Below are 20,945 nucleotides of genomic sequence, written 5' to 3'. Positions count from 1 at the left end.
GGTCAGGCCTCGATCAGCAGCACATCGACATTGGGCTTCTTGCCGGTCCAGCGCGTCGCCACCTTGCGCGCGGCAAGGCGGATCGTTTCGCGCAATTTGTCGCGATCACGTCCGTTCTGCTTGGCGGCCGCGATCACGGCATCGACGGTTTCTTCCAGGAAGGGCTCGCGGTCTTCCTCGACCGGAATGCCCTGGATGCGCACTTGCGGCGTGCCGATCAGGCCGCGCGACCCAATTGCCACCGCAACCGAGATCTGCCCGTTGATCGCCAGCTTGCGGCGTTCGTTGATCGTCTGGCCATCACCCGGCAGGATCACATCGCCATCGAGCACGAGGCGTCCGACCGGTGCATTGCCGATCTTGGTCGGCGCGCCAGGAGCCAGTCGCACGATGTCGCCATTGGTCTGCACCAACGCACGCGGCACGCCTTCGGACAGGCCGAAGCGCGCTTGTTCCATCAGATGCCGCATTTCGCCGTGCACCGGCATCAGCAGCTCCGGCTCCATCCAGCGATACATCTGGAGCAATTCCGGGCGGCCCGGATGGCCCGATACATGCACATGCGCCTGGCGATCGGTGATCATGATCACGCCCTTGGCGGCAAGCTGATTCTGGATGCGGCCGATCGCGACTTCATTGCCGGGGATCTGCTTGGACGAGAAGACGACCGTATCGCCGCTATCGAGCGAAATCGGGTGCTGGCCATTGGCGACCCGCGCCAAGGCTGCGCGATCCTCGCCCTGCCCGCCGGTCGCCACCACCAGCACCTTGTCGCGCGGCAGCCGCATCGCCGCCTCGGCATCGATCGTGTCGGGGAAGTCCTTGAGATAGCCGGTCGCGCGCGCGACCTTCAGGATGCGATCGAGCGAGCGCCCCTGCACGCTGAGTTGCCGTCCGGTCTCGCGCGCAACCACGCCAAGCGTGTGGAGCCGCGCCGCATTCGACGCGAACGAGGTCACCATCACGCGGCCTTTGGCCTGGCTGATCACGCCCATCAGGCCCGACAGCACATCGCTTTCCGAACCGGACGCCTCGGCGTTGAAAACATTGGTCGAATCGCACACCAGCGCGAGAATGCCTTCGTTCCCGATCGCCTCGAGCGCTTCCGGCGAGGTCGGATGGCCGATCACCGGAGCAGCATCGAGCTTCCAGTCGCCAGTGTGGAACACGCGGCCATAAGGCGTGTCGATCAGCAGTGCGCTCGCCTCGGGAATCGAGTGCGATAGCGGCACGAAGGTCACGCCAAACGGTCCAAGATCGAATTTGGTGTCGGGCTTGATCACCTTCAGCTTGACGCGGTTGGCATTGCCCTCTTCCTCGAGCTTGCCGCGGATCAGCCCGGCGGTGAACGCCGTCGCATAAAGCGGCACGCCCAAATCTTCGGCCAGATACGGCAATGCGCCGATATGGTCCTCGTGGCCGTGCGTCAGCACGATCCCGACCAGATCATCGAGGCGCTCCTCGATGAATTGCAGATCGGGCAGGATGACGTCGATGCCGGGATATTGCGGATCGGCAAAGGTGATGCCGCAATCGACCATCAGCCACTTGCCGTTGCAGCCGTAGAGATTGACGTTCATGCCGATTTCGCCCGACCCGCCAAGGGCCAGGAACAGGAGTTCTTTCTTTGGTGTCGTCACGGAGGTGTCTGTTCTTTCAAAGATGGCCGCGCGAACGCGAACCGGGGAATGTGCGCGGTCAGGCGCGGAATTTCGTAGAGATCGGGGAAGCGGGGCACCGCACAACCACAGGGTTCTGGCGGAGGCGCACGCACGCTGACTCTAGGATGCTATATGGGCGCGATCCCACAGAATCGCCAGCCCCTGAATTGTCAGGTCGGGTTCGACCACATCGAACATAGTGGTATGCTGTTCAAACAGGATCGCGAGGCCTCCGGTTGCGATCACCCGCACGGGCCTGCCCACCTCGGCCTTCATCCGCGCGACTAGCCCCTCGATCATCGCGACATAGCCCCAGAAGATGCCGATCTGCATCTGGCTGACGGTATCGCGCCCGATCACGCTCTTCGACGCTGGCGCCTCGATCGCAATGCGCGGCAGCTTGGCGGCTGCGGTAACGAGTGCGTCGAGCGACAGGTTGATGCCCGGCGCGATGATCCCGCCTTTATAGGCCCCGCTATAATCGACCAGGTCGAGCGTCGTCGCGGTGCCGAAATCGATCACGATCAGATCGCCGCTGTGCAGCGCATGCGCCGCTATCATGGTGACGGCGCGGTCGGCCCCGACGCTGCGCGGCTCGTCCACATCCAGCGCCATGCCCCATTCGACCGGCGGCTCCCCCGCAATCAGCGGCTCGCCACCAAAATATTTGCGCGCCAGCGTTTGCAGGTTGTGGAGTGCCCGCGGCACGACGGTGGCGATGATGACACCGGTCACCTCGCTCCGGTCATAGCCTTCCAGCGTCAGCAACTGGCTCAGCCACACCGCATATTCATCGGCGGTGCGGCGCGGGTCGGTGGCGATGCGCCAGCGCGCCTTGATCGTGCGGCCCTGGACCAGCGCGAAGACGACATTGGTGTTACCGGCATCGATCGCGAGCAGCATTGGGTCACCCTTCCGTTCGTGTCGAGCGAAGTCGAGACACAGCGATATGCAGTTCCGTGCCGGTTTCTCGACTGCGCTCGAAACGAGCGGAGGCGGAGATCACAGCAAAAACACGTCGCCGGCGTGAATGACACGGGTCGCGCCATCCGCCAAGCGCAGGATGAGCGCGCCGTCCGCGTCCAGCCCGTCGAACAAGCCGTCCACCGCCGTGCCATCGGCCAGACGCGCCGTCAGCGCGGTGCCGATCGGATGCGCTCGCTCAAGCCAGCGCGCCCGGACGGGTACCAGCCCCTGTCCACGCCAGATGCTCAGCCAGCGCGCAAACGCATCGGCGAGCGTCTCGGCGAAGTCGGCAGGGTCGGGTGCCGCACCGTGCGCGGCGAGGCTAGTGGCGCGGCGATCGGTATCATCGGGGTGATGCGCGAGGTTGACGCCGATGCCGACAATCACCGCATCGCCCGCACGTTCCAGCAGGATGCCGGACAGCTTCGCACCATCGAGGAGGAGGTCGTTGGGCCATTTGATGACCGCACTTCCTCGGCGAAGGCCGGGGAAGTGCGAGAGATAGACCCCGACCACCTCTTCCAACGCCACCGCAGCCACCAGCGCCAGCGTGGCAGCAGCCAGATCGCGACCGCGCACCCGGACCAGCGTCGACCCGTAGAAATTGCCGACCGGGGAAACCCACGCCCGCCCCTGCCGCCCGCGCCCGCCAAGCTGCCGCTCGGCGCGCAACCACAGCCCCTCGCTCACCCCGGAGCGAGCAAGCTGCAGCATATCGGCGTTGGTCGAGCCCGTCTCGGCGACGGTGCGGATCGTACCCGTCAGAACAGCGCCTTGGCGGCAGTATTGGTCCACACGCCGAGCGCCCCCAGCGTCAGCCACCCGACCGGCGAGACGAACAACGCCGCCAGCGTGACCAGCAGGCTCTCCACCGGCGTCGCGCGACCGCTATACGCCTCACCCGGCGCGTCGAAGTACATCACCTTGACCACGCGCAGGTAATAATAGGCACCGATCACCGAAGCGACGAAACCTGCCACTGCCAGCGGATACAGCCCGCCATGCACCGCCGCATTGAACACCGCCAACTTCGCGTTGAAGCCCAGCAGCGGCGGAATCCCCGCCAGCGAGAACATGAAGGTCGCCATCGCCAAAGCCAAGGCCGGACGCGAGCGCGACAGGCCCGCCAGGCTCGCGATCGTCTCGACCGGCTGCCCTTCGCTATCCTTCATCTGCAGCACCACGATGAAGCTGCCCAGCGTCATGACGACATAGACCGTCAGATAGAACAGCACCGCCGCCACGCCTTCCTGCGTACCGGCCGCAAGGCCGATCAGCACGAAGCCGACATTGTTGATCGACGAATAGGCCAGCAGGCGCTTGACGTTGGTCTGCCCGATCGCGGCGACCGCACCGAAGATGATCGAGGCAAGCGCCGCGAAAATCACAATTTGCCGCCACTGGTCGGTCGCCGGGCCCATCGCTTCCACGGCAACGCGCACCGCAAGGCCGATTGCCGCCACCTTGGGGGCCGAGGCGAAGAAGGCCGTCACCGGGGTCGGTGCGCCTTCGTACACGTCGGGGGTCCACATATGGAACGGCACTGCGCTCATCTTGAACGCCAGCCCGGCAAACACGAACACCAGCCCGAAGGTGAGCCCAAGCGACTGGCCCGCGCCATAAGCGGTCGCAATCGACGAGAACAAGGTGGTCCCGCTGAAACCATAGACCAGGCTGATGCCGTAGAGCAGGATGCCGCTCGCCAGCGCGCCCAGCACGAAATATTTGAGGCCCGCTTCAGCCGAGCGCACATCGCGCCGCATGAAGCTCGCCAGCACATAAGCGGCAAGGCTCTGCAGTTCGAGGCCGACATACAGCGTCAGCAGATCGCCCGCCGACACCATCATGCCCATGCCCGCTGCCGACAGCAGGATCAGCACCGGATATTCGGGGCGCAAGTCATCACCCCGACCGATTGCGAAAAAGCGCGGGGCGAGGATGATGGCTACCGCAGACGCGCCATAAATCAGCACCTTGGCAAAGGCCGCAAAGGCGTCCGCGCGGTACAAACCACCAAAGGCCGCCCCGCCCGACGAGGCCGGGCCCACCAACGCAATGCTTGCGCCGATCAGGACCGCGACCGATGCCCAGGACACCAACCGCGTAGACGCCTGTCCGCCCCAGGCCGACACCAGCATCAAGGCGATCGCGCCGACCGACAGCACCAGCTCCGGCAAGGACATCAACAGCGACGCGTTCATGGCCGTACCTCCGCATGTTCGGCGGGTGTCGCCAGCGCCTTGCCAGCGGTCGGCAGCGAATCCCCGGCCGGGGCCGCCCGTGCGATCCGTGCCTGCAACGTCGCCACATCGCCCCGCATCGGCGCGAGGAAGCTCTCAGGGTATACCCCCATCCACAACACAACGGCGGCAATCGGGGCCAGCAACGCAATCTCCCGCAGGCTCAAATCCGGCATGGCGCGGACATCGTCATGGACGATCTCCCCAAACACCACGCGGCGATACAGATACAGCATATAGGCAGCCCCCAGGATGATCCCGGTGGTGCACAGCAAGGTCGCCAGCGTCGACACGCGATAGGTCCCGGCCAGCGACAGGAATTCGCCCACGAACCCGCTCGTGCCCGGCAAACCGACCGACGCCATAGTGAACAACATGAACAGCAAGGCGTAACGCGGCATGTTGATCGCAAGGCCACCATAACGGCTGATCTCGCGGGTGTGCAGCCGGTCATAGATCACGCCAACGCACAGGAACAGCGCCGCCGATACCAGACCATGGCTCAACATGACGATCATCGCACCTTCCAGGCCCTGGCGGTTGAAGGCGAACAGGCCGATCGTCACGATCGCCATGTGCGCAACCGACGAATAGGCGATCAGCTTCTTCATGTCGGACTGCACCAACGCGACCAGCGAGGTGTAGATCACTGCAATCGCCGACAGCGACAGGATCAGCCAGCCGAACTGCGCCGAGGCTTCGGGGAACATCGGCAGCGAGAAGCGCAGGAAGCCGTATCCGCCGAGCTTCAGCAACACGCCCGCCAGGATCACAGAGCCTGCCGTCGGTGCCTGCACGTGCGCATCGGGCAACCAGGTGTGGAACGGCCACATCGGCATCTTCACCGCGAACGAGGCGAAGAAAGCGAGCCACAGCCACGGCTGCACGCGCACCGGGAAATCGGTATTGAGCAGCGTCGGAATGTCGCTCGTACCCGAGAAGCTGACCATCCACAGCATCGCCACCAGCATCAGCACCGAGCCCAGCAGCGTGTACAGGAAGAATTTGTACGACGCGTAGATCCGGTTCGCGCCGCCCCAGATGCCGATGATCAGGTACATCGGGATCAGGCCGGCTTCGAAGAAGATGTAGAACAGGAACATGTCCTGCGCCGTGAAGGTGCCGATCATCAGCATTTCGGTGATGAGGAACGCCGCCATATATTCCTGCACGCGCTCGGTGATCGCCACCCAGCTCGCGCCGATGCAGATCGGCATCAGGAACACGCTCAGCATCACCAGCATCAGCGCGAAGCCGTCGATACCGAGCTTCCAGCTGAACACGCCCAGGCTGCCGGCATTTTCGACGAACTGCCACTGCGGCCCGCCAATGTCGAAATGCGCCCACAGCCAGATCCCGAGCACGAGATCAACCAGGGTCGCGATCAACGCGATCCAGCGCGCGCCCTGCGCGCTGGCAAAGAGACAGGCAATGGCTGCGATCGCGGGGATCGCGAGCATGATCGATAGCATGGGAAGGCCGCTCACTTGCTCGTCGCCCAAATGTTGATCGCCCAGGTCACGGCCCCGGTTAGCCCCAGCAGCATGACGAACGCATACGTGTATACATATCCCGATTGGACTCTGCCCGCGACGCGCGCACTCCGCTCGACCACCCACGCGGCACCATCGGGGCCAAGGCGGTTGATCGTCTTCTCGTCACCACGGTGCCAGAAGAAGCGGCCGAGCGCGAAGGCAGGCTTCACGAACAGCAGGTTATAAAGCTCGTCGAAATACCATTTGTTCAACAGGAACAGGTAGATCGGACGATAGGTCGCGGCCAGCCTGCCCGGTGCTTCCGGCGAACGGATGTAGAAGATGTACGCGCCCAGCAGGCCGAGCAGCATCGCCACCGAGGCCGACAGCTTCACGCCCAGCGGCACCTCGTGCATCGCGTGCATCAGATGCTCGTTGAAGGCGATCGCGCCGTGCCAATAGGCTTCCCCTGCACTCGGTTCGATGAAATAGCCGTGGAACACGAAGCCCGCGAGCACCGCACCAACCGACAACAGGATCAGCGGGATCAGCATCGGGAACGGGCTCTCATGCGGATGATAGCCACCCGTCCCGTCGCTATGCGCCGCAGGACCATGGCCGTGATCGGCATGGGCGTGCGCATGGTCGTGACCGTGATCGTCATGGTCATGGTCATGGCCGTGCGCAGCGTGCAGCGCGTGCTGGATATGCTCGGACTGCTCCCAGCGCGGCTTGCCCCAGAAGGTCAGGAACATCAGGCGCCACGAATAGAAGCTGGTCAGCAAGGCAACGATAGTGCCGACGATCGACGCGCCATGCTGGCCTGCGGCCCAGGCGCCCTCGATGATCGCGTCCTTCGAATGGAAGCCCGCGAAACCAAAGGCGACCGGATTGCCGAACACCGCCGGAAGGCCAACGCCGGTAATCGCCAGCGTTCCCATCATCATGCCCCAGAAGGTCAGCGGGATGTGTTTCCGCAGGCCGCCATAATAGCGCATGTCCTGCTCGTGATGCATCGCATGGATCACCGAACCGGCACCCAGGAACAGCAGCGCCTTGAAGAAAGCGTGCGTGAACAGGTGGAACATCGCCGCGCCATATGCGCCGCAGCCGGCGGCAAAGAACATATAACCAAGCTGCGAACAGGTCGAATAGGCGATCACGCGCTTGATGTCGGTCTGCACCAGCCCAACCGTCGCCGCGAACAGGCAGGTCGCCGCACCGATCGTCATCACGACATGCAGCGCGAAGGGCGAGGTCTCGAACATTGGCGACAGGCGGCACACCATGAACACACCGGCGGTGACCATCGTCGCCGCGTGGATCAGCGCCGACACCGGGGTCGGGCCTTCCATCGCGTCGGGCAACCAGGTGTGCAGGCCGAGCTGCGCCGACTTGCCCATCGCACCGACGAACAGCAGCAGGCACAGCAGCGTCATCGTATCGATGCGATAGCCGACGAACCCGATCGTCGAACCCGCCATCCCCGGCGCGAGCCGCAGGATCTCGGGGATCGAGATGGTGTGGAACACCAGATAGGTGCCGAAGATGCCGAGCATGAAGCCCAAATCGCCGACACGGTTGACGACGAACGCCTTGATCGCGGCGGCATTGGCGCTGGGTTTGCGGAACCAGAAGCCGATCAGCAGGTAGGACGCGAGACCCACGCCTTCCCAGCCGAAGAACATCTGGACCAAATTATCAGCGGTCACCAACATCAGCATGGCGAAGGTGAACAGCGACAGATAGGCGAAGAAGCGCGGCTGGTCCGGGTCCTCATCCATATAGCCCCAGCTATACAGATGGACGAGCGCCGAGACGCTGGTGATCACCACGAGCATCACGGCCGTCAGCGCATCGACGCGCAGCGCCCAGTCGATGCGCATGTCGCCCGAATGAATCCAGTCGAGCACCGGCGTCACCGTGGCTTCGCCACCGCTCAGATACGGAATGAACACCGTCCAGCTCAGCACCGCAGACACGAACAGCGCGCCCGTCGTCACGATCTTCGGCAGCACCGCACCGAACGTCTTGTTCGAGAAGCCCGCGACGATCGCCGCCAGCAGCGGCAGGAAAACGATGAAAAGGATCGAAGTCACGTCGCGATCACCCCTTCATCCGGTTGACATCGTCAACCGAGATCGTCCCGCGGCTGCGGAAATAGATAACGAGAATGGCCAGGCCGATCGCGGCCTCGCCAGCCGCCACCGTCAGCACGAACATCGCGAACACTTGGCCCACCAGGTCATGCAGATAGCCCGAAAAGGCCACGAAATTGAGGTTCACCGCCAGCAGGATCAACTCGATCGCCATCAGCATGACGATCAGATTCTTGCGATTGGCGATGATGCCGAACACGCCGAGCGCGAACAGGATCGCCCCGACGACGAGATAATGGCCGAGCCCAATCACAGGTCTATCCCTCCGCCGACAGTCGGCTGCGTGTTGCGCGTCGCATCCTGCGGACGCCGCGCATTCTGGCGTGCGATGTTCTGCTTGCGCGAACCCGTGCGGTCACGGTGCGTCAGCACGATCGCGCCGATCATCGCAACCAGCAGCACCAGCCCCGCCCCTTCGAACACGAACAGGTAGCGCGTGTAGAGCAGCATCCCGATCGCCTCGATGTTCGGCACCGTTTCCGGCGTGGGCGCGGCGCGGCGGGCGAGTTCGATCTTGCCCGCGCTCCACGCCCCGAAGGCGACCATGATCTCCGCCGCCAGCCCGATCGCGAGCACCGCGCCGAGTGCTGCATAGCGCACGAACCCCGCGCGCAGCTCGGCGAAATCGATGTTGAGCATCATCACCACGAACAGGAACAGCACGGCGACTGCGCCCACGTAAACGATGACGAGCAGCATCGCGATGAACTCCGCCCCCACCAGCACCATCAGGCCGGCGGCGTTGAAGAAAGCGAGGATCAGCCACAGCACGGCATGGACCGGGTTGCGGGCGGTAATCGTCAACGCGGCCGACACGATAACGATCGTCGCGAAGAGATAAAAGGCGAGTGCCTGTATCACGGAATCAGTGGGCCCCTTACAGTCGGCTGGCGATTAACGGTACGGCGCATCGGCGGCAAGGTTCGCCGCGATGGCGCTTTCCCAGCGATCCCCGTTGGCGAGCAATTTCGCCTTGTCGTAAATCAGTTCCTCGCGCGTTTCGGTCGCATATTCGAAATTCGGTCCCTCGACGACGGCGTCGACCGGGCACGCTTCCTGGCACAGGCCGCAGAAGATGCACTTGGTCATGTCGATGTCGTAGCGCGTCGTGCGGCGGCTGCCGTCGTCGCGCGGTTCGGCCTCGATCGTGATCGCCTGTGCCGGGCACACCGCCTCGCACAGCTTGCACGCGATGCAGCGTTCCTCGCCATTCGGGTAGCGCCGCAGCACATGCTCACCGCGGAAGCGGGGGCTGAGCGGGTTCTTCTCGAACGGATAGTTGATCGTCGCCTTGGCCTTGAAGAAGTACTTCAGGGTGAGCGCGTGCGCCTTGAGGAATTCCCAAAGCGTGTAGGATTTGATGATCTGAGCAAGGCTCATGACGGAACTCCAACGCGGGTCAGCATGAGGAAGCCGGACACCAGGAACACCCAGAACAGCGACAGCGGCAAGAAGATCTTCCACCCCAGCCGCATCAGCTGGTCATAGCGATAGCGCGGAACGGTCGCCTTCACCCAACTGAACACAAAGAAGAACAGCAGGATCTTGATGAACAGCCAGAGGATCCCCGGCACCGCATACAGGATCGGCAGATCCAGCGGCGGCAGATAGCCACCCCAGAACAGCGTCGCATTCAGCGCGCACATCAGGATGACGTTGGCATATTCGCCAAGCCAGTAGAGTGCGAACGCCATCGACGAATATTCGGTCTGATAGCCCGCGACCAGCTCGCTCTCGGCCTCGGCCAGATCGAACGGCGCGCGCTGTGTCTCGGCCAGCGACGAGATGAAGAACACCACCGCCATCGGGAACAGTAAGGGGTTGAGGAAGAAGCCGTTGATCGGCGTCCCCATCACGCTCTTCTGCGCCTCCACAATCGTGGTCAGGTTGAAACTGCCCGCCCACATCACGATCGAGATCAGCACGAAGCCGATCGCGACTTCATACGACACCATCTGCGCCGCTGCGCGGATCGCCGAGAAGAACGGATATTTCGAGTTGGACGCCCAACCCGCGAGGATGATGCCGTAAACGCCAAGCGACGAGGCCGCGAGCACATACAGCAAGCCGACATTGATATCGGCAAGTGCGGCGCGCGCATCGAACGGCACCACCGCCCACACGATCAACGCAACCGTGAAGGTGATGATCGGCGCGATCAGGAACAGCGCCTTGTTGGCGGCGGCCGGAACGATGGTCTCCTGCAGGAACACCTTGAGGCCGTCCGCAAAGGACTGCAGCAGCCCGAGCGGGCCAACCACGTTCGGCCCCCGGCGCAACGCCATCGACGCCCAGATCTTGCGATCGGCATAGATCAGCATTGCCACCGCCAGCATCACCGGCAGCGCGATCAGCAAGATGTCCATCAGCGTGGCAAGGAACCACGCCCAGCCAAAGGGAAGGCCGAAGCGGTAGGTGAAGAAACTGGTCATTCCGCCGCCTCCGCGAATTCCTGGCCGTGGACAAGTTCATCCGAGCAGCGCTGCATCGTCGGCGACGCGCGACAGATCGCGTTCGTCAGATAGAAATCTTTGATCGGATAGCCCGTGATCTCGCCCGCAGCCGCTGCATCCAGCGCAGGCGGTGCCCAGTCGAACGTCGCCAGACCCAGCGTTCCCAGCGCGGGCGTATCGACCGCCATTGCCGCGCGCAGTTCCTCGATCGTATCGAACGGCAGCGTCTTGCCCATCACGCCCGACAGGGCGCGCAGGATCGTCCAATCCTCACGCGCATCGCCCGGCGGGAACACGGCGCGCTCGCCGCGCTGCACCCGGCCTTCGAGATTGACATAGGTGCCGGATTTCTCGGCATAGCTCGCCGCTGGCAGAACCACGTCCGCAGCCGCAGCCCCCTTGTCGCCATGATGGCCGATATAGACTTTGAAGCTGTCCGCAAACGCGCCGAAATCGACCTCGTCCGCGCCCAGGAAGAAAGCGAGCTTCGGCTTGGCCGCGACCAGGTCGGCAATGCCGCCCTTCTGCGCATAGCCTAGCATCAACCCGCCCATGCGGCTCGCCGCCATGTGCAGAACGTTGAAGCCGTTCCAGCCGTCTTTGATCAGACCCAGCGACGGCACCAGCGCCAGCGCCGCGCCCAACACCTTGAGCCCGGCCCCGCCGACGATCACCATCGGACGCTCCGCCTTGGCGAATGCCTCGGTCACCGCTTCCGGCAGATTGCCAAGCACGCCAAGATCGGCACCCAGCCATTCGACCTTATAGGTCAGCTCGGTTTCCGGCCCGATCGCGAAGACCTTTGCGCCCTTCTTGATCGCCTTGCGGATGCGCGTGTTCACCAGCGGCGCTTCCCAGCGCACGTTGCTGCCCACGATCAGGATCACATCGGCCTTTTCGGTGCCCGCGATCGTCGTGTTGAAATTGACCGCAGCCAGGTTCGACGTGTCATAATCCATGCCGGTCTGGCGGCCTTCGAGCAGGGTCGAGCCGAAGCTGCCGAGCAACGCCTTGGTGGCATACATTGTCTCGCAATCGACCAGATCTCCCGCGACCGCAGCCACGCTCGCGCCTGCGTCGACCTGCGAAATCGCCAGGAACGCCGCATCCCACGATGCTTCGGTCAGGCGGCCATCCTTGCGGATATACGGCTTGTCGAGGCGGCGGCGGACGAGGCCATCAACCGCGTGGCGCGTCTTGTCGCTCGCCCATTCCTCGTTCACGTCCTCATTGATGCGCGGCAGCGCGCGCAGCACCTGGCGACCACGCGAATCGAGCCGGATGTTGGTGCCGACCGCGTCCATTACGTCGATCGTCAGCGTCTTCTTCAGCTCCCACGGGCGCGCTTCGAACGCATAAGGCTTGGCGGTCAGCGCGCCGACCGGGCACAGGTCGACGACATTGCCCGACAGTTCGCTCGTCACGGCATGTTCGAGATACGACACGATCTGCATGTTCTCGCCACGCCCGATCGCGCCGATTTCCTCGACGCCGGCCACTTCCTCGGCAAAGCGGATGCAGCGCGTGCACTGGATACAGCGCGTCATCACCGTCTTGACGATCGGCCCCATATATTTCTCGGTGACCGCGCGCTTATTCTCGTCATAGCGCGACGTGCCACGGCCATAAGCCACCGACTGGTCCTGCAAATCGCATTCGCCACCCTGATCGCAAATCGGGCAATCAAGCGGATGGTTGATGAGCAGGAACTCCATCACCCCTTCGCGCGCATTCTTGACCATTGGAGAGTTGGTGAAGATCTCCTGCTTGTCCGCCGCCGGCAGCGCGCAGGAAGCCTGCGGCTTAGGCGGTCCGGGCTTCACCTCGACCAGGCACATGCGGCAATTGCCCGCGATGCTCAGCCGTTCATGATAGCAGAAGCGCGGGATTTCCTTGCCGGCGAGTTCGCACGCCTGGAGCACAGTGGCCCCGGCGGGAACTTCAATCTCGACACCATCGACTTTGACAATAGGCATTATTCGGCCGCTTCCATCATCGGGCTCAACCCGCCGCCACGCTTTTCGGTGATGCGCCGCTCCATCTCGGGGCGGAAGTGCTTGATCAGGCCCTGGATCGGCCAGGCCGCCGCATCGCCCAGCGCGCAGATCGTATGGCCCTCGACCTGCTTGGTCACCTGATACAGCGTATCGATCTCGGAGATGTCGGCGTCCCCGGTGCGCATCCGCTCCATCACACGCCACATCCAGCCGGTGCCCTCGCGGCACGGCGTGCACTGGCCGCAGCTTTCATGCTTGTAGAAGTACGACAAGCGGCTGATCGCGCGGACGATGTCGGTCGACTTGTCCATCACGATGACCGCCGCCGTGCCCAGACCCGAGCCGACCTTCTTCAAGCCGTCAAAATCCATCGGGCAATCCATGATCTCGGCGGCTGGCACCAGCGGCACCGAGGAACCGCCCGGGATCACCGCAAGCAGATTGTCCCACCCGCCGCGAATGCCGCCACAATGCGTTTCGATCAGTTCGCGGAAGGTGATCGACATCGCTTCTTCGACCACGCACGGCGTGTTCACGTGTCCGCTGATCTGGAACAGCTTGGTGCCGCGATTGTTCTCCGCACCAAAGCTGGCGAACCATTCCGGCGAGCGCCGCAGGATCGTCGGCACCACCGCGATCGACTCGACGTTGTTCACAGTGGTCGGGCAGCCATAGAGGCCTGCACCCGCCGGGAAGGGTGGCTTCAGGCGCGGCTGGCCCTTCTTGCCCTCCAGGCTTTCGAGCATCGCGGTTTCTTCACCGCAGATATACGCACCCGCGCCGCGATGGACGAACACGTCGAAATCATAGCCCGATCCGCTAGCATTCTTGCCGATCAGCCCCTTGGCATACGCCTCGGCGACCGCCGCAAACAGCACTTCGGCTTCGCGGATATATTCGCCGCGAATGTAGATATAGGCCGCCCGCGCGCGCATCGCATAGCCCGCGATCAGCGCGCCTTCGATCAGCTTGTGCGGATCATGCCGAATAATCTCGCGGTCCTTGCACGAACCCGGCTCGGATTCGTCGGCGTTGATCACCAGGAAGTTCGGGCGATCGGCCTTCGGCTCCTTGGGCATGAACGACCATTTGGTGCCGGTCGGGAAACCCGCGCCGCCACGGCCACGCAGCCCCGATGCCTTGACCGCGTCGATCAGGGCATCCTGCCCGCGCGCCATCAGGCCCTTGGTATCGTCCCAATCGCCACGCATGATCGCGGCGTCGAGCGTCCACGGCTGAAAACCGTAAACGTTGGTGAAAATGCGATCCTTGTCCGCGAGCACGTTACTTGCCCCCCCCGATCCGCTTGTTGCCGGTGAGCGCGAGATAAATCACCACGCCAAGACCGATCACGATCAACGGCCCGAGCAGCGACAGCGTCAGCCGCAACACCCAACCCGCGACCACGATGCCGCCGATGATCGCCAGGATCAGTACGATGGTGTTTTTGTTCATGCCCATTCCCCGCGATAATCGTGGTTCTCGGCAACCATGTCCTTGAGCGAGGTCGGCCCGCCTGCCGGGCAGCTGTCGCGGCGCCCGGTCTGCGAACCCGGCGTCACCGGCTTGCCCTCGGCCAGTGCCTCAAGCAGCGCGATCGTCTTGTTGTAATCCAGGTCTTCGAAATTATCGTCGTTGATCTGGACCATCGGCGCATTGGCGCACGCGCCCAGACACTCCACCTCGGTCAGCGTGAACAGGCCATCCGGGGTGGTGTGCCCCTTGGACAGGCCCTTATTCTTGCACGCCGACAGTACATCGTCGCTGCCACCCAACAGGCACGGCGTCGTGCCGCACACCTGGACGTGATAGCGGCCGACCGGCGCCATGTTGAACATCGTGTAAAAGGTCGCGACCTCGTACACGCGCATATACGGCACGCCGATTTGCCGCGCGACGAATTCGATCACCGGGACCGGCAGCCACCCTTGCGTCTGCGTCTCCGCCCCAACCTGGCGCTGGGCAAGGTCGAGGAACGGGATCGACGCCGATTGCTCGCGGCCCTTGGGATAGCGCGCGAGGATCTCGTTCGCCTTTTTCTGGTTTTCCTCGGTCCACGCAAACGCGCCCCAGCGCGCGCGGGTCTCGGCTTCGTCAGGAATTTTGGGCGCGTCGGCCATTAGCGGATGAACTCCACGCGGGCGACCTTGTCGCCCTCAAACGAATAAATGGACATGACTTCAAACTGCTCGGCACCGGGGCCGCGCGACACGTTTTCGTGCAAGACGACCGTCTCACCGAGCACGTATGAAGACAGAACCTCGGCCCGGTTCTCGGGATATTGCGCGAACATCGCCTTCAAGCCAGCACGAACGCCCTCCTGCCCATCGCGGATCACCGCCCCGCGATAGGTCGCCTCGCACGCATCGCCGGTCATCTCCGCGACATAGCCATCGGCATCCTGCGCATTGTAGCGCGCGATCATGCGATGCGCGGTGGCGAGACGGGCGCTGCTCACCGGTCGCACTCCCCGAACACGATATCCATCGCGCCGAGAATAGCCGTGGTGTCCGCCAGCATATGGCCCTTCGCCATGAAGTCCATCGCCTGCAGATGCGAGAACGCCGTCGGGCGGATCTTGCAGCGATACGGCTTGTTGGTGCCGTCGGCGACCAGATACACGCCGAACTCGCCCTTGGGGCTTTCGGTTGCGACATACACGTCGCCTGCAGGCACGTGATAGCCCTCGGTGTAGAGCTTGAAGTGATGGATCAGCGCTTCCATCGACCGCTTCATCTCGGCGCGCTTGGGCGGCACCACCTTGCGGTCGAGCGACGCGATCGGCCCTTCGGGCATGTCGCGCAGGCACTGCTTCATGATCTTCGCGGACTGACGGACTTCCTCGACGCGCACCATGAACCGGTCATAGCAATCGCCGCGCGTGCCGACCGGCACCTCAAAGTCCATCTTGGCGTAAACGTCATAAGGCTGCGACTTGCGCAGATCCCAAGCGATGCCCGAACCGCGAATCATCGGGCCCGAAAAGCCCCATTTGATCGCATCGTCACGGCTGACCGTCGCGATGTCGACGTTGCGCTGCTTGAAGATGCGGTTGTCGGCGACGAGCGAGATCGCATCCTCGAACAAACGCGGCAAGCGCGTGTCGAGCCAGTCGGCGATGTCGGTCAGCAGCTTGAGCGGCGCATCCTGATGGACGCCGCCCGGCCGGAAATAGGCGCTGTGCATCCGCGCGCCCGAGACGCGTTCGAAGAAGTTCATGCAATCTTCGCGGATTTCGAACAGCCACAGGTTCGGCGTCATCGCGCCGACGTCCATGACGTGCGAACCGAGGTTGAGCATGTGGTTCGAAATGCGCGTCAGCTCGGCGAACAGCACGCGCAGATATTGCGCACGCAGCGGCACTTCGAGATCGAGCAATTTCTCGACCGCGAGCACATAGCTATGCTCCATGCACAGAGGCGAGCAATAATCGAGCCGGTCGAAATACGGCAGCGCCTGCTTGTAGGTCTTGTACTCGATCAGCTTCTCGGTGCCGCGGTGCAGCAAGCCGACATGCGGGTCGACCCGCTCGACGATTTCACCGTCCAGCTCCATCACCAGACGCAAAACACCGTGCGCGGCGGGATGCTGCGGGCCAAAGTTGATCGTGTAATTCTGAATCTCGACATCGCCGACTTCGGGATCTTCCCCGTCAAGGCGATGTTCGATCTGGTCGAGATATTCGGTCATGCGACCACCTCTGAGTGTACGGCCACCCCCGCCCCGTTCGTCTCGAGCGACGTCGAAAAACAGGAGCCGGGCGCGCGTGTCGGTTTCTCGACTTCGCTCGAAACGAACGGAAGAAGAGTGCTCACTGGTTCTGCCCTCCGCCAGTGCCGCTGCCCTTCGAAGCGACGACATCGGGATTGGCCGGCTTATCGCCCGCATCGGGCCCCGCCTTACCGGCACCGGACTGCGCAGTGCTGTCGGTCGTCTTGGGCTGGCTCGATGCCTGTTTGGGCGAGGCAGCCGCATCCGCCTTGACGACCTCGTCGGCCTTGAGCGGAGTGGGTGCCCCCTTTTCCTCGGGCAGCTTCGCCTTCTCGTCACCCGGCAAGACGTACTCCGCGCCTTCCCACGGGCTCATGAAATCGAAGGTGCGGAAGTCCTGCGCAAGCGCGACGGGTTCATACACCACGCGCTTGGCCTCTTCCGAATAGCGCAGTTCGACATAGCCGCTGAGCGGGAAGTCCTTGCGCTGCGGATGCCCCCGGAATCCGTAATCGGTCAGGATGCGGCGGAGATCGCCATTGCCCGAGAACAGTACGCCATACATGTCGTACACTTCGCGCTCGAGCCAGCCCGCGACCGGCCAGATGCCGGTCACGGACGGCACCGGCTTTTCGTCATCGGTCTGCACATGCACGCGGATGCGGTGATTGCGCGTCAGCGATAGCAGGCAATAGACGACCTCGAAACGATCGACACCGCGATCGGGATAATCGACGCCCGCGATTTCCATCAGCTGCTGATATTCGAGGCCCGGCGTGTCGCGCAACGCGACCATCGTCTCGACCAGCGAGGCACGATCGACATGCAGCGCGACCTCACCCACCGCCTCGACCGGCGCGAGCAACTTGTCGCCCAGCGCCGCGCGCGCGGTGTCGATCACGCCATCATTGGCGACATAGGCTGGTGCGGGGGCCCTCACCGTTCGATCGTCCCGACACGGCGGATCTTCCGCTGCAGCTGCATGATGCCATAGAGCAAGGCTTCCGCTGTCGGCGGACAACCAGGCACATAAATGTCGACCGGCACGATCCGGTCGCAACCGCGCACCACCGAATAGCTGTAATGGTAATAGCCGCCGCCATTGGCGCAGCTGCCCATCGAAATCACATATTTCGGCTCCGACATCTGGTCATAGACCTTGCGCAGCGCCGGGGCCATCTTGTTGCACAGCGTTCCCGCCACGATCATCACGTCCGACTGACGTGGCGACGCGCGCGGGGCAGCACCGAAGCGCTCCAGATCATAGCGCGGCATGTTGACGTGGATCATCTCGACCGCGCAGCAGGCAAGACCAAAGGTCATCCACCACAGCGAGCCGGTGCGTGCCCATTGGAACAGCTCTTCGGTCGAGGTGACGAGGAAACCCTTGTCGCCGAGCTCGCCATTGAGATCGTTGAAGAACGACGCGTCGGGCTGGACGATATCCTGACCGGACGGACGGATGAGTTCTACTCCCATTCGAGCGCTCCCTTCTTCCACGCATAGACCAGGCCGAGCGCCAGTTCGACGATGAAGAGCATCATCGAACCCCAGGCGACCCAGCCGAGTTTGAACACCGACACGGCCCAAGGATACAGAAACGCCGCTTCCAGATCGAAGATGATGAACAGGATCGCGACGAGGTAGAAGCGCACATCGAACTGGCTGCGCGGATCCTCGAAGGCGGGGAAGCCGCATTCATATTCGCTCAGCTTTTCAGGGGTCGGCTTGTGCGCGCCGGTCAGGCGGGCAACGATCATCGGCAGGAACACGAACGCGCTGGAGAGCGCGAGTGCCACGCCGAGGAACAGCAGGATCGGCAGATAATGGGACAGGTCAACCAATGGGTTTCTCGCATGTGCGAACAGGTGTTCGTGGGCTTTAGGACGATGCACTTTGAGGGGCAAGGGTCGCGGGAGTGAGAATGAATCGCAACTGAACACCCTCCACTAGGGAAGACGGTCTCGCGCTGTTAGCGCAACCGATCACAAACGGTTGTGCCCTTTGTGGCTTTGGGCCTTGGTGCGAGCAGAGACGGTTTCTCGCACGCGGGCACAAAGCCACAAAACACTCGCCTTTACGCCGGGCTAGGCTCCCAAACAGGGACCGAACGAGTGTTAGCGGAGCGCGCCCGCCAGCAACTTGTGCAAGCGCGATTGCAAGGCATCATTGGCGGCGAGGAATTCGCTGCGTTCCATCATGCGGTCGCCGCCTCGGAAATCGGTGACGAATCCGCCCGCTTCCTTAACCAGCAACAGGCCCGCCGCAACGTCCCACGGCTTCAGCGACGATTCCCAATAGCCGTCGTACCGCCCCGCCGCGACCCAGGCGAGATCGAGCGCGGCCGATCCCATCCGGCGAATACCGGCAACTTCCGGCGCGATCGCACCGAAAATGCGGCTCCATTCGACGAAATTGCCATGGCCCAGGAACGGGATGCCGGTTGCGATCAGCGAATCGGCGAGGTCGCGCCGCGCCGAGACGCGCAGCCGCTGTTCCTGCACCCACGCGCCGCGCCCCTTTTCGGCCCAGAACGCTTCGTCGGTGATCGGCTGATAGATCAGCCCCGAGGTGATCTCGCGCTTGCCATTGGGCATCGGCTCCTCAACCGCGATCGAAATCGCGAAATGCGGAATGCCGTGGAGGAAGTTGGTGGTGCCATCGAGCGGATCGACGATGAAGCGCGGCTTGTTGGGGTCACCCGCAACTTCGCCGCGCTCTTCCATCAGAAAGCCCCAATCGGGCCGCGCGCGCGACAATTCCTCATACAGCGTCTGCTCGGCGCGCTGATCGGCCATCGACACGAAGTCGGCGGGGCCCTTGCGGCTGACCTGCAACTGCTGAACCTCGTTGAAATCGCGACGCAAGCGCGGCCCCGCCTTGCGCGCGGCGCGGTCCATGATGGTCATCAGACCGGAATGGGATGCCATAATCTTACTTTCTTTCTCCCTCTCCCCTTCAGGGGAGAGGGTCGGGGAGAGGGGCAGCGCCGAACATTACCGTCCGAAACTGCCCCTCTCCCGCGCTTCGCTTCGCTCGCTTGCCCTCTCCCCGCCAGCGGGGAGAGGGAGATGAATTAATCCGCGCGGCGGACGTAGCTCTGCTCATACACATCGACGACTATGCGCGTGCCAGCGCCAATGTGCGGCGGCACCATCACGCGTACGCCGTTTTCGAGGATCGCGGGCTTGTAGCTCGACGAGGCGGTCTGCCCCTTCACCACCGCGTCCGCTTCGACGATCAGGGCTTCGATTGTGTCGGGCAATTGCACCGAGATCGGGCGTTCTTCCCACAGCTCCATCACCACATCCATCCCGTCCTGCAGGAAAGCGGCGGCATCGCCGAGGATGTCGGCGTCGAGCGTGATCTGCTCGTAATTGATCTTGTCCATGAAGGTCAGCGTGTCGCCTTCGCGGAACAGGAACTGGAAATCGACCGTGTCGAGCCGGACCTTCTCGACGCTTTCGGCCGAACGGAAGCGGACGTTGGTCTTGCGGCCGTCGATGAGGTTCTTCATCTCGACTTGCATATAGGCCCCGCCCTTGCCCGGCTGCGTGTGCTGGATCTTGACGGTTTTCCAGATGCCGCCTTCATATTCCAGAATGTTGCCGGGACGGATTTCGACCGCGTTGATCTTCATGGGGGTGCCTGTAGTTGGAAAGAGCGAGGCGCGGCCTTTAGCCGGGCACGCGCCTTCCGGCAAGATAGGGGTAAGGGTCGATATCCACCCCTTCATACCAATGTTGATCGGGCGTGGTGCGCGCCAGGCCAAAATGCAGATGAAAATTGCCGGTGCCCGCATTCCCGGTGTCGCCGACATAGCCAAGAAGCGCGCCCGCTTGCACGACCTGCCCTTCGTGCAGGCCCGGCGCATAGGACGCCAGATGGGCATAATAATATGTCCAGGCTTTGTCCGGCGAGCGGACATAAAGCGTAGTGCCGCCAGCGGCGCTAACGAACAGCTTCTCGACCGTTCCTGGTGCTGCGGCGCGCACCGGCGTGTTGGCAGGGGCTGCGATATCGGTGCCGTGATGCGCGCGCTGGCCATTGTCACGCGGATCGTCCCAAGTGTCGCGCAGGTCGCGGCGCGCAATCCCGTCAACCGGCACGCGCAACACGCCTTGGGCTTGCGTGCCCCGCTCCGCCACGGCCGTTGCGGGCACGGAAGAGATCGCCTCCGCTGAGCGCGATGCCGCCTTTGGCAGCACCACCAGCAGCCCGATCCACCCCGCCGCCATCAAAGCCAGGACGCATAAGACGATCCGACCGAAGCGACCCATCGC

General features: G+C 63.2%; 22 protein-coding genes. All 22 read right to left on the bottom strand.

The window, feature by feature from the left end; genetic code table 11:
• Nucleotides 1-2: 2 nt before the first annotated feature.
• Nucleotides 3-1,580 (bottom strand): ribonuclease J, encoded by a 1,578-nt coding sequence (locus tag H4W01_RS08245; RefSeq protein WP_209613291.1) that lies wholly within the window; start codon nucleotides 1,578-1,580, stop codon nucleotides 3-5.
• Between the two features lie 201 nt (nucleotides 1,581-1,781).
• The gene (locus H4W01_RS08240) at nucleotides 1,782-2,564 is read right to left on the bottom strand and encodes a type III pantothenate kinase (RefSeq protein ID WP_010402619.1); all 783 of its coding nucleotides are present in this window, start codon (nucleotides 2,562-2,564) and stop codon (nucleotides 1,782-1,784) included.
• A 99-nt stretch (nucleotides 2,565-2,663) separates the two neighbouring features.
• On the bottom strand, nucleotides 2,664-3,380 hold the full coding sequence (locus H4W01_RS08235; protein WP_209613290.1) for a biotin--[acetyl-CoA-carboxylase] ligase: 717 nt from the start codon (nucleotides 3,378-3,380) through the stop codon (nucleotides 2,664-2,666).
• Nucleotides 3,381-3,388: 8 nt separating this feature from the next.
• Entirely contained in the window at nucleotides 3,389-4,828 is a 1,440-nt protein-coding gene (gene nuoN / locus H4W01_RS08230) for an NADH-quinone oxidoreductase subunit NuoN (protein ID WP_209610640.1), read from the bottom strand.
• A complete protein-coding gene (locus tag H4W01_RS08225; protein ID WP_209610639.1) occupies nucleotides 4,825-6,354 on the bottom strand; it encodes an NADH-quinone oxidoreductase subunit M in 1,530 nt (509 codons plus the stop codon). Before H4W01_RS08225 ends, nuoN begins: the two co-directional genes overlap by 4 nt.
• Complete coding sequence (nuoL, locus tag H4W01_RS08220) at nucleotides 6,351-8,441, bottom strand: NADH-quinone oxidoreductase subunit L (RefSeq protein ID WP_209610638.1); 2,091 nt, start codon at nucleotides 8,439-8,441, stop codon at nucleotides 6,351-6,353. The genes H4W01_RS08225 and nuoL overlap by 4 nt, the downstream gene beginning before the upstream one ends.
• Before the next feature lie 7 nt (nucleotides 8,442-8,448).
• A complete protein-coding gene (gene nuoK, locus H4W01_RS08215; RefSeq protein ID WP_010402606.1) occupies nucleotides 8,449-8,754 on the bottom strand; it encodes an NADH-quinone oxidoreductase subunit NuoK in 306 nt (101 codons plus the stop codon).
• Nucleotides 8,751-9,362, bottom strand: coding sequence for an NADH-quinone oxidoreductase subunit J (locus H4W01_RS08210; protein WP_010402604.1), 612 nt, complete (start codon nucleotides 9,360-9,362; stop codon nucleotides 8,751-8,753). Before H4W01_RS08210 ends, nuoK begins: the two co-directional genes overlap by 4 nt.
• Nucleotides 9,363-9,395: 33 nt before the next feature.
• On the bottom strand, nucleotides 9,396-9,881 hold the full coding sequence (gene nuoI, locus H4W01_RS08205) for an NADH-quinone oxidoreductase subunit NuoI (protein WP_209610637.1): 486 nt from the start codon (nucleotides 9,879-9,881) through the stop codon (nucleotides 9,396-9,398).
• Entirely contained in the window at nucleotides 9,878-10,933 is a 1,056-nt protein-coding gene (gene nuoH / locus H4W01_RS08200) for an NADH-quinone oxidoreductase subunit NuoH (RefSeq protein WP_209610636.1), read from the bottom strand. The genes nuoI and nuoH overlap by 4 nt, the downstream gene beginning before the upstream one ends.
• Nucleotides 10,930-12,930, bottom strand: a complete 2,001-nt coding sequence (gene nuoG, locus H4W01_RS08195) for an NADH-quinone oxidoreductase subunit NuoG (RefSeq protein WP_209610635.1) — start codon at nucleotides 12,928-12,930, stop codon at nucleotides 10,930-10,932. The genes nuoH and nuoG overlap by 4 nt, the downstream gene beginning before the upstream one ends.
• The gene (nuoF, locus tag H4W01_RS08190) at nucleotides 12,930-14,234 is read right to left on the bottom strand and encodes an NADH-quinone oxidoreductase subunit NuoF (protein ID WP_209610634.1); all 1,305 of its coding nucleotides are present in this window, start codon (nucleotides 14,232-14,234) and stop codon (nucleotides 12,930-12,932) included. Before nuoF ends, nuoG begins: the two co-directional genes overlap by 1 nt.
• Before the next feature lies 1 nt (nucleotide 14,235).
• On the bottom strand, nucleotides 14,236-14,406 hold the full coding sequence (locus H4W01_RS08185; protein ID WP_154651252.1) for a hypothetical protein: 171 nt from the start codon (nucleotides 14,404-14,406) through the stop codon (nucleotides 14,236-14,238).
• Nucleotides 14,403-15,071, bottom strand: a complete 669-nt coding sequence (locus H4W01_RS08180; RefSeq protein WP_209610633.1) for a complex I 24 kDa subunit family protein — start codon at nucleotides 15,069-15,071, stop codon at nucleotides 14,403-14,405. Before H4W01_RS08180 ends, H4W01_RS08185 begins: the two co-directional genes overlap by 4 nt.
• Complete coding sequence (locus H4W01_RS08175; RefSeq protein ID WP_126847275.1) at nucleotides 15,071-15,409, bottom strand: nuclear transport factor 2 family protein; 339 nt, start codon at nucleotides 15,407-15,409, stop codon at nucleotides 15,071-15,073. The genes H4W01_RS08180 and H4W01_RS08175 overlap by 1 nt, the downstream gene beginning before the upstream one ends.
• Nucleotides 15,406-16,641 carry an NADH-quinone oxidoreductase subunit D gene (locus H4W01_RS08170; protein WP_209610632.1) on the bottom strand — a complete coding sequence of 412 codons (1,236 nt, stop codon included), beginning with the start codon at nucleotides 16,639-16,641 and terminating at the stop codon, nucleotides 15,406-15,408. The genes H4W01_RS08175 and H4W01_RS08170 overlap by 4 nt, the downstream gene beginning before the upstream one ends.
• A 121-nt stretch (nucleotides 16,642-16,762) precedes the next feature.
• Nucleotides 16,763-17,602, bottom strand: a complete 840-nt coding sequence (locus tag H4W01_RS08165; protein ID WP_209610631.1) for an NADH-quinone oxidoreductase subunit C — start codon at nucleotides 17,600-17,602, stop codon at nucleotides 16,763-16,765.
• Nucleotides 17,599-18,141, bottom strand: coding sequence for a NuoB/complex I 20 kDa subunit family protein (locus H4W01_RS08160; RefSeq protein WP_010402589.1), 543 nt, complete (start codon nucleotides 18,139-18,141; stop codon nucleotides 17,599-17,601). Before H4W01_RS08160 ends, H4W01_RS08165 begins: the two co-directional genes overlap by 4 nt.
• Entirely contained in the window at nucleotides 18,132-18,506 is a 375-nt protein-coding gene (gene ndhC / locus H4W01_RS08155; RefSeq protein ID WP_010402587.1) for an NADH-quinone oxidoreductase subunit A, read from the bottom strand. The genes H4W01_RS08160 and ndhC overlap by 10 nt, the downstream gene beginning before the upstream one ends.
• Nucleotides 18,507-18,779: 273 nt before the next feature.
• A complete protein-coding gene (locus H4W01_RS08150) occupies nucleotides 18,780-19,592 on the bottom strand; it encodes an inositol monophosphatase family protein (RefSeq protein ID WP_010402585.1) in 813 nt (270 codons plus the stop codon).
• Between the two features lie 146 nt (nucleotides 19,593-19,738).
• Nucleotides 19,739-20,302: an elongation factor P gene (gene efp, locus H4W01_RS08145; RefSeq protein WP_010402584.1), complete on the bottom strand. Its 564-nt coding sequence runs from the start codon at nucleotides 20,300-20,302 to the stop codon at nucleotides 19,739-19,741.
• 37 nt (nucleotides 20,303-20,339) lie between these two features.
• Complete coding sequence (locus H4W01_RS08140) at nucleotides 20,340-20,942, bottom strand: M23 family metallopeptidase (RefSeq protein ID WP_209610630.1); 603 nt, start codon at nucleotides 20,940-20,942, stop codon at nucleotides 20,340-20,342.
• Nucleotides 20,943-20,945: the final 3 nt, after the last annotated feature.

This window comes from Sphingomonas sp. PL20, from assembly GCF_017875905.1.
In the GTDB taxonomy this organism is placed as follows: domain Bacteria; phylum Pseudomonadota; class Alphaproteobacteria; order Sphingomonadales; family Sphingomonadaceae; genus Sphingomonas; species Sphingomonas echinoides.
This window is presented reverse-complemented; position numbering and strand designations above follow the sequence as displayed.

Coding starts and splice junctions, on each gene's coding strand:
- H4W01_RS08180 (WP_209610633.1), bottom strand. CDS start 15,071: ATGGCCGACGCGCCCAAAATTCCTGACGAAGCCGAGACCCGCGCGCGC.
- H4W01_RS08245 (WP_209613291.1), bottom strand. CDS start 1,580: ATGAACGTCAATCTCTACGGCTGCAACGGCAAGTGGCTGATGGTCGAT.
- efp (WP_010402584.1), bottom strand. CDS start 20,302: ATGAAGATCAACGCGGTCGAAATCCGTCCCGGCAACATTCTGGAATAT.
- nuoH (WP_209610636.1), bottom strand. CDS start 10,933: ATGACCAGTTTCTTCACCTACCGCTTCGGCCTTCCCTTTGGCTGGGCG.
- H4W01_RS08160 (WP_010402589.1), bottom strand. CDS start 18,141: ATGGGAGTAGAACTCATCCGTCCGTCCGGTCAGGATATCGTCCAGCCC.
- H4W01_RS08150 (WP_010402585.1), bottom strand. CDS start 19,592: ATGGCATCCCATTCCGGTCTGATGACCATCATGGACCGCGCCGCGCGC.
- nuoN (WP_209610640.1), bottom strand. CDS start 4,828: ATGAACGCGTCGCTGTTGATGTCCTTGCCGGAGCTGGTGCTGTCGGTC.
- H4W01_RS08170 (WP_209610632.1), bottom strand. CDS start 16,641: ATGACCGAATATCTCGACCAGATCGAACATCGCCTTGACGGGGAAGAT.
- H4W01_RS08240 (WP_010402619.1), bottom strand. CDS start 2,564: ATGCTGCTCGCGATCGATGCCGGTAACACCAATGTCGTCTTCGCGCTG.
- H4W01_RS08185 (WP_154651252.1), bottom strand. CDS start 14,406: ATGAACAAAAACACCATCGTACTGATCCTGGCGATCATCGGCGGCATC.
- nuoG (WP_209610635.1), bottom strand. CDS start 12,930: ATGCCTATTGTCAAAGTCGATGGTGTCGAGATTGAAGTTCCCGCCGGG.
- H4W01_RS08140 (WP_209610630.1), bottom strand. CDS start 20,942: ATGGGTCGCTTCGGTCGGATCGTCTTATGCGTCCTGGCTTTGATGGCG.
- nuoI (WP_209610637.1), bottom strand. CDS start 9,881: ATGAGCCTTGCTCAGATCATCAAATCCTACACGCTTTGGGAATTCCTC.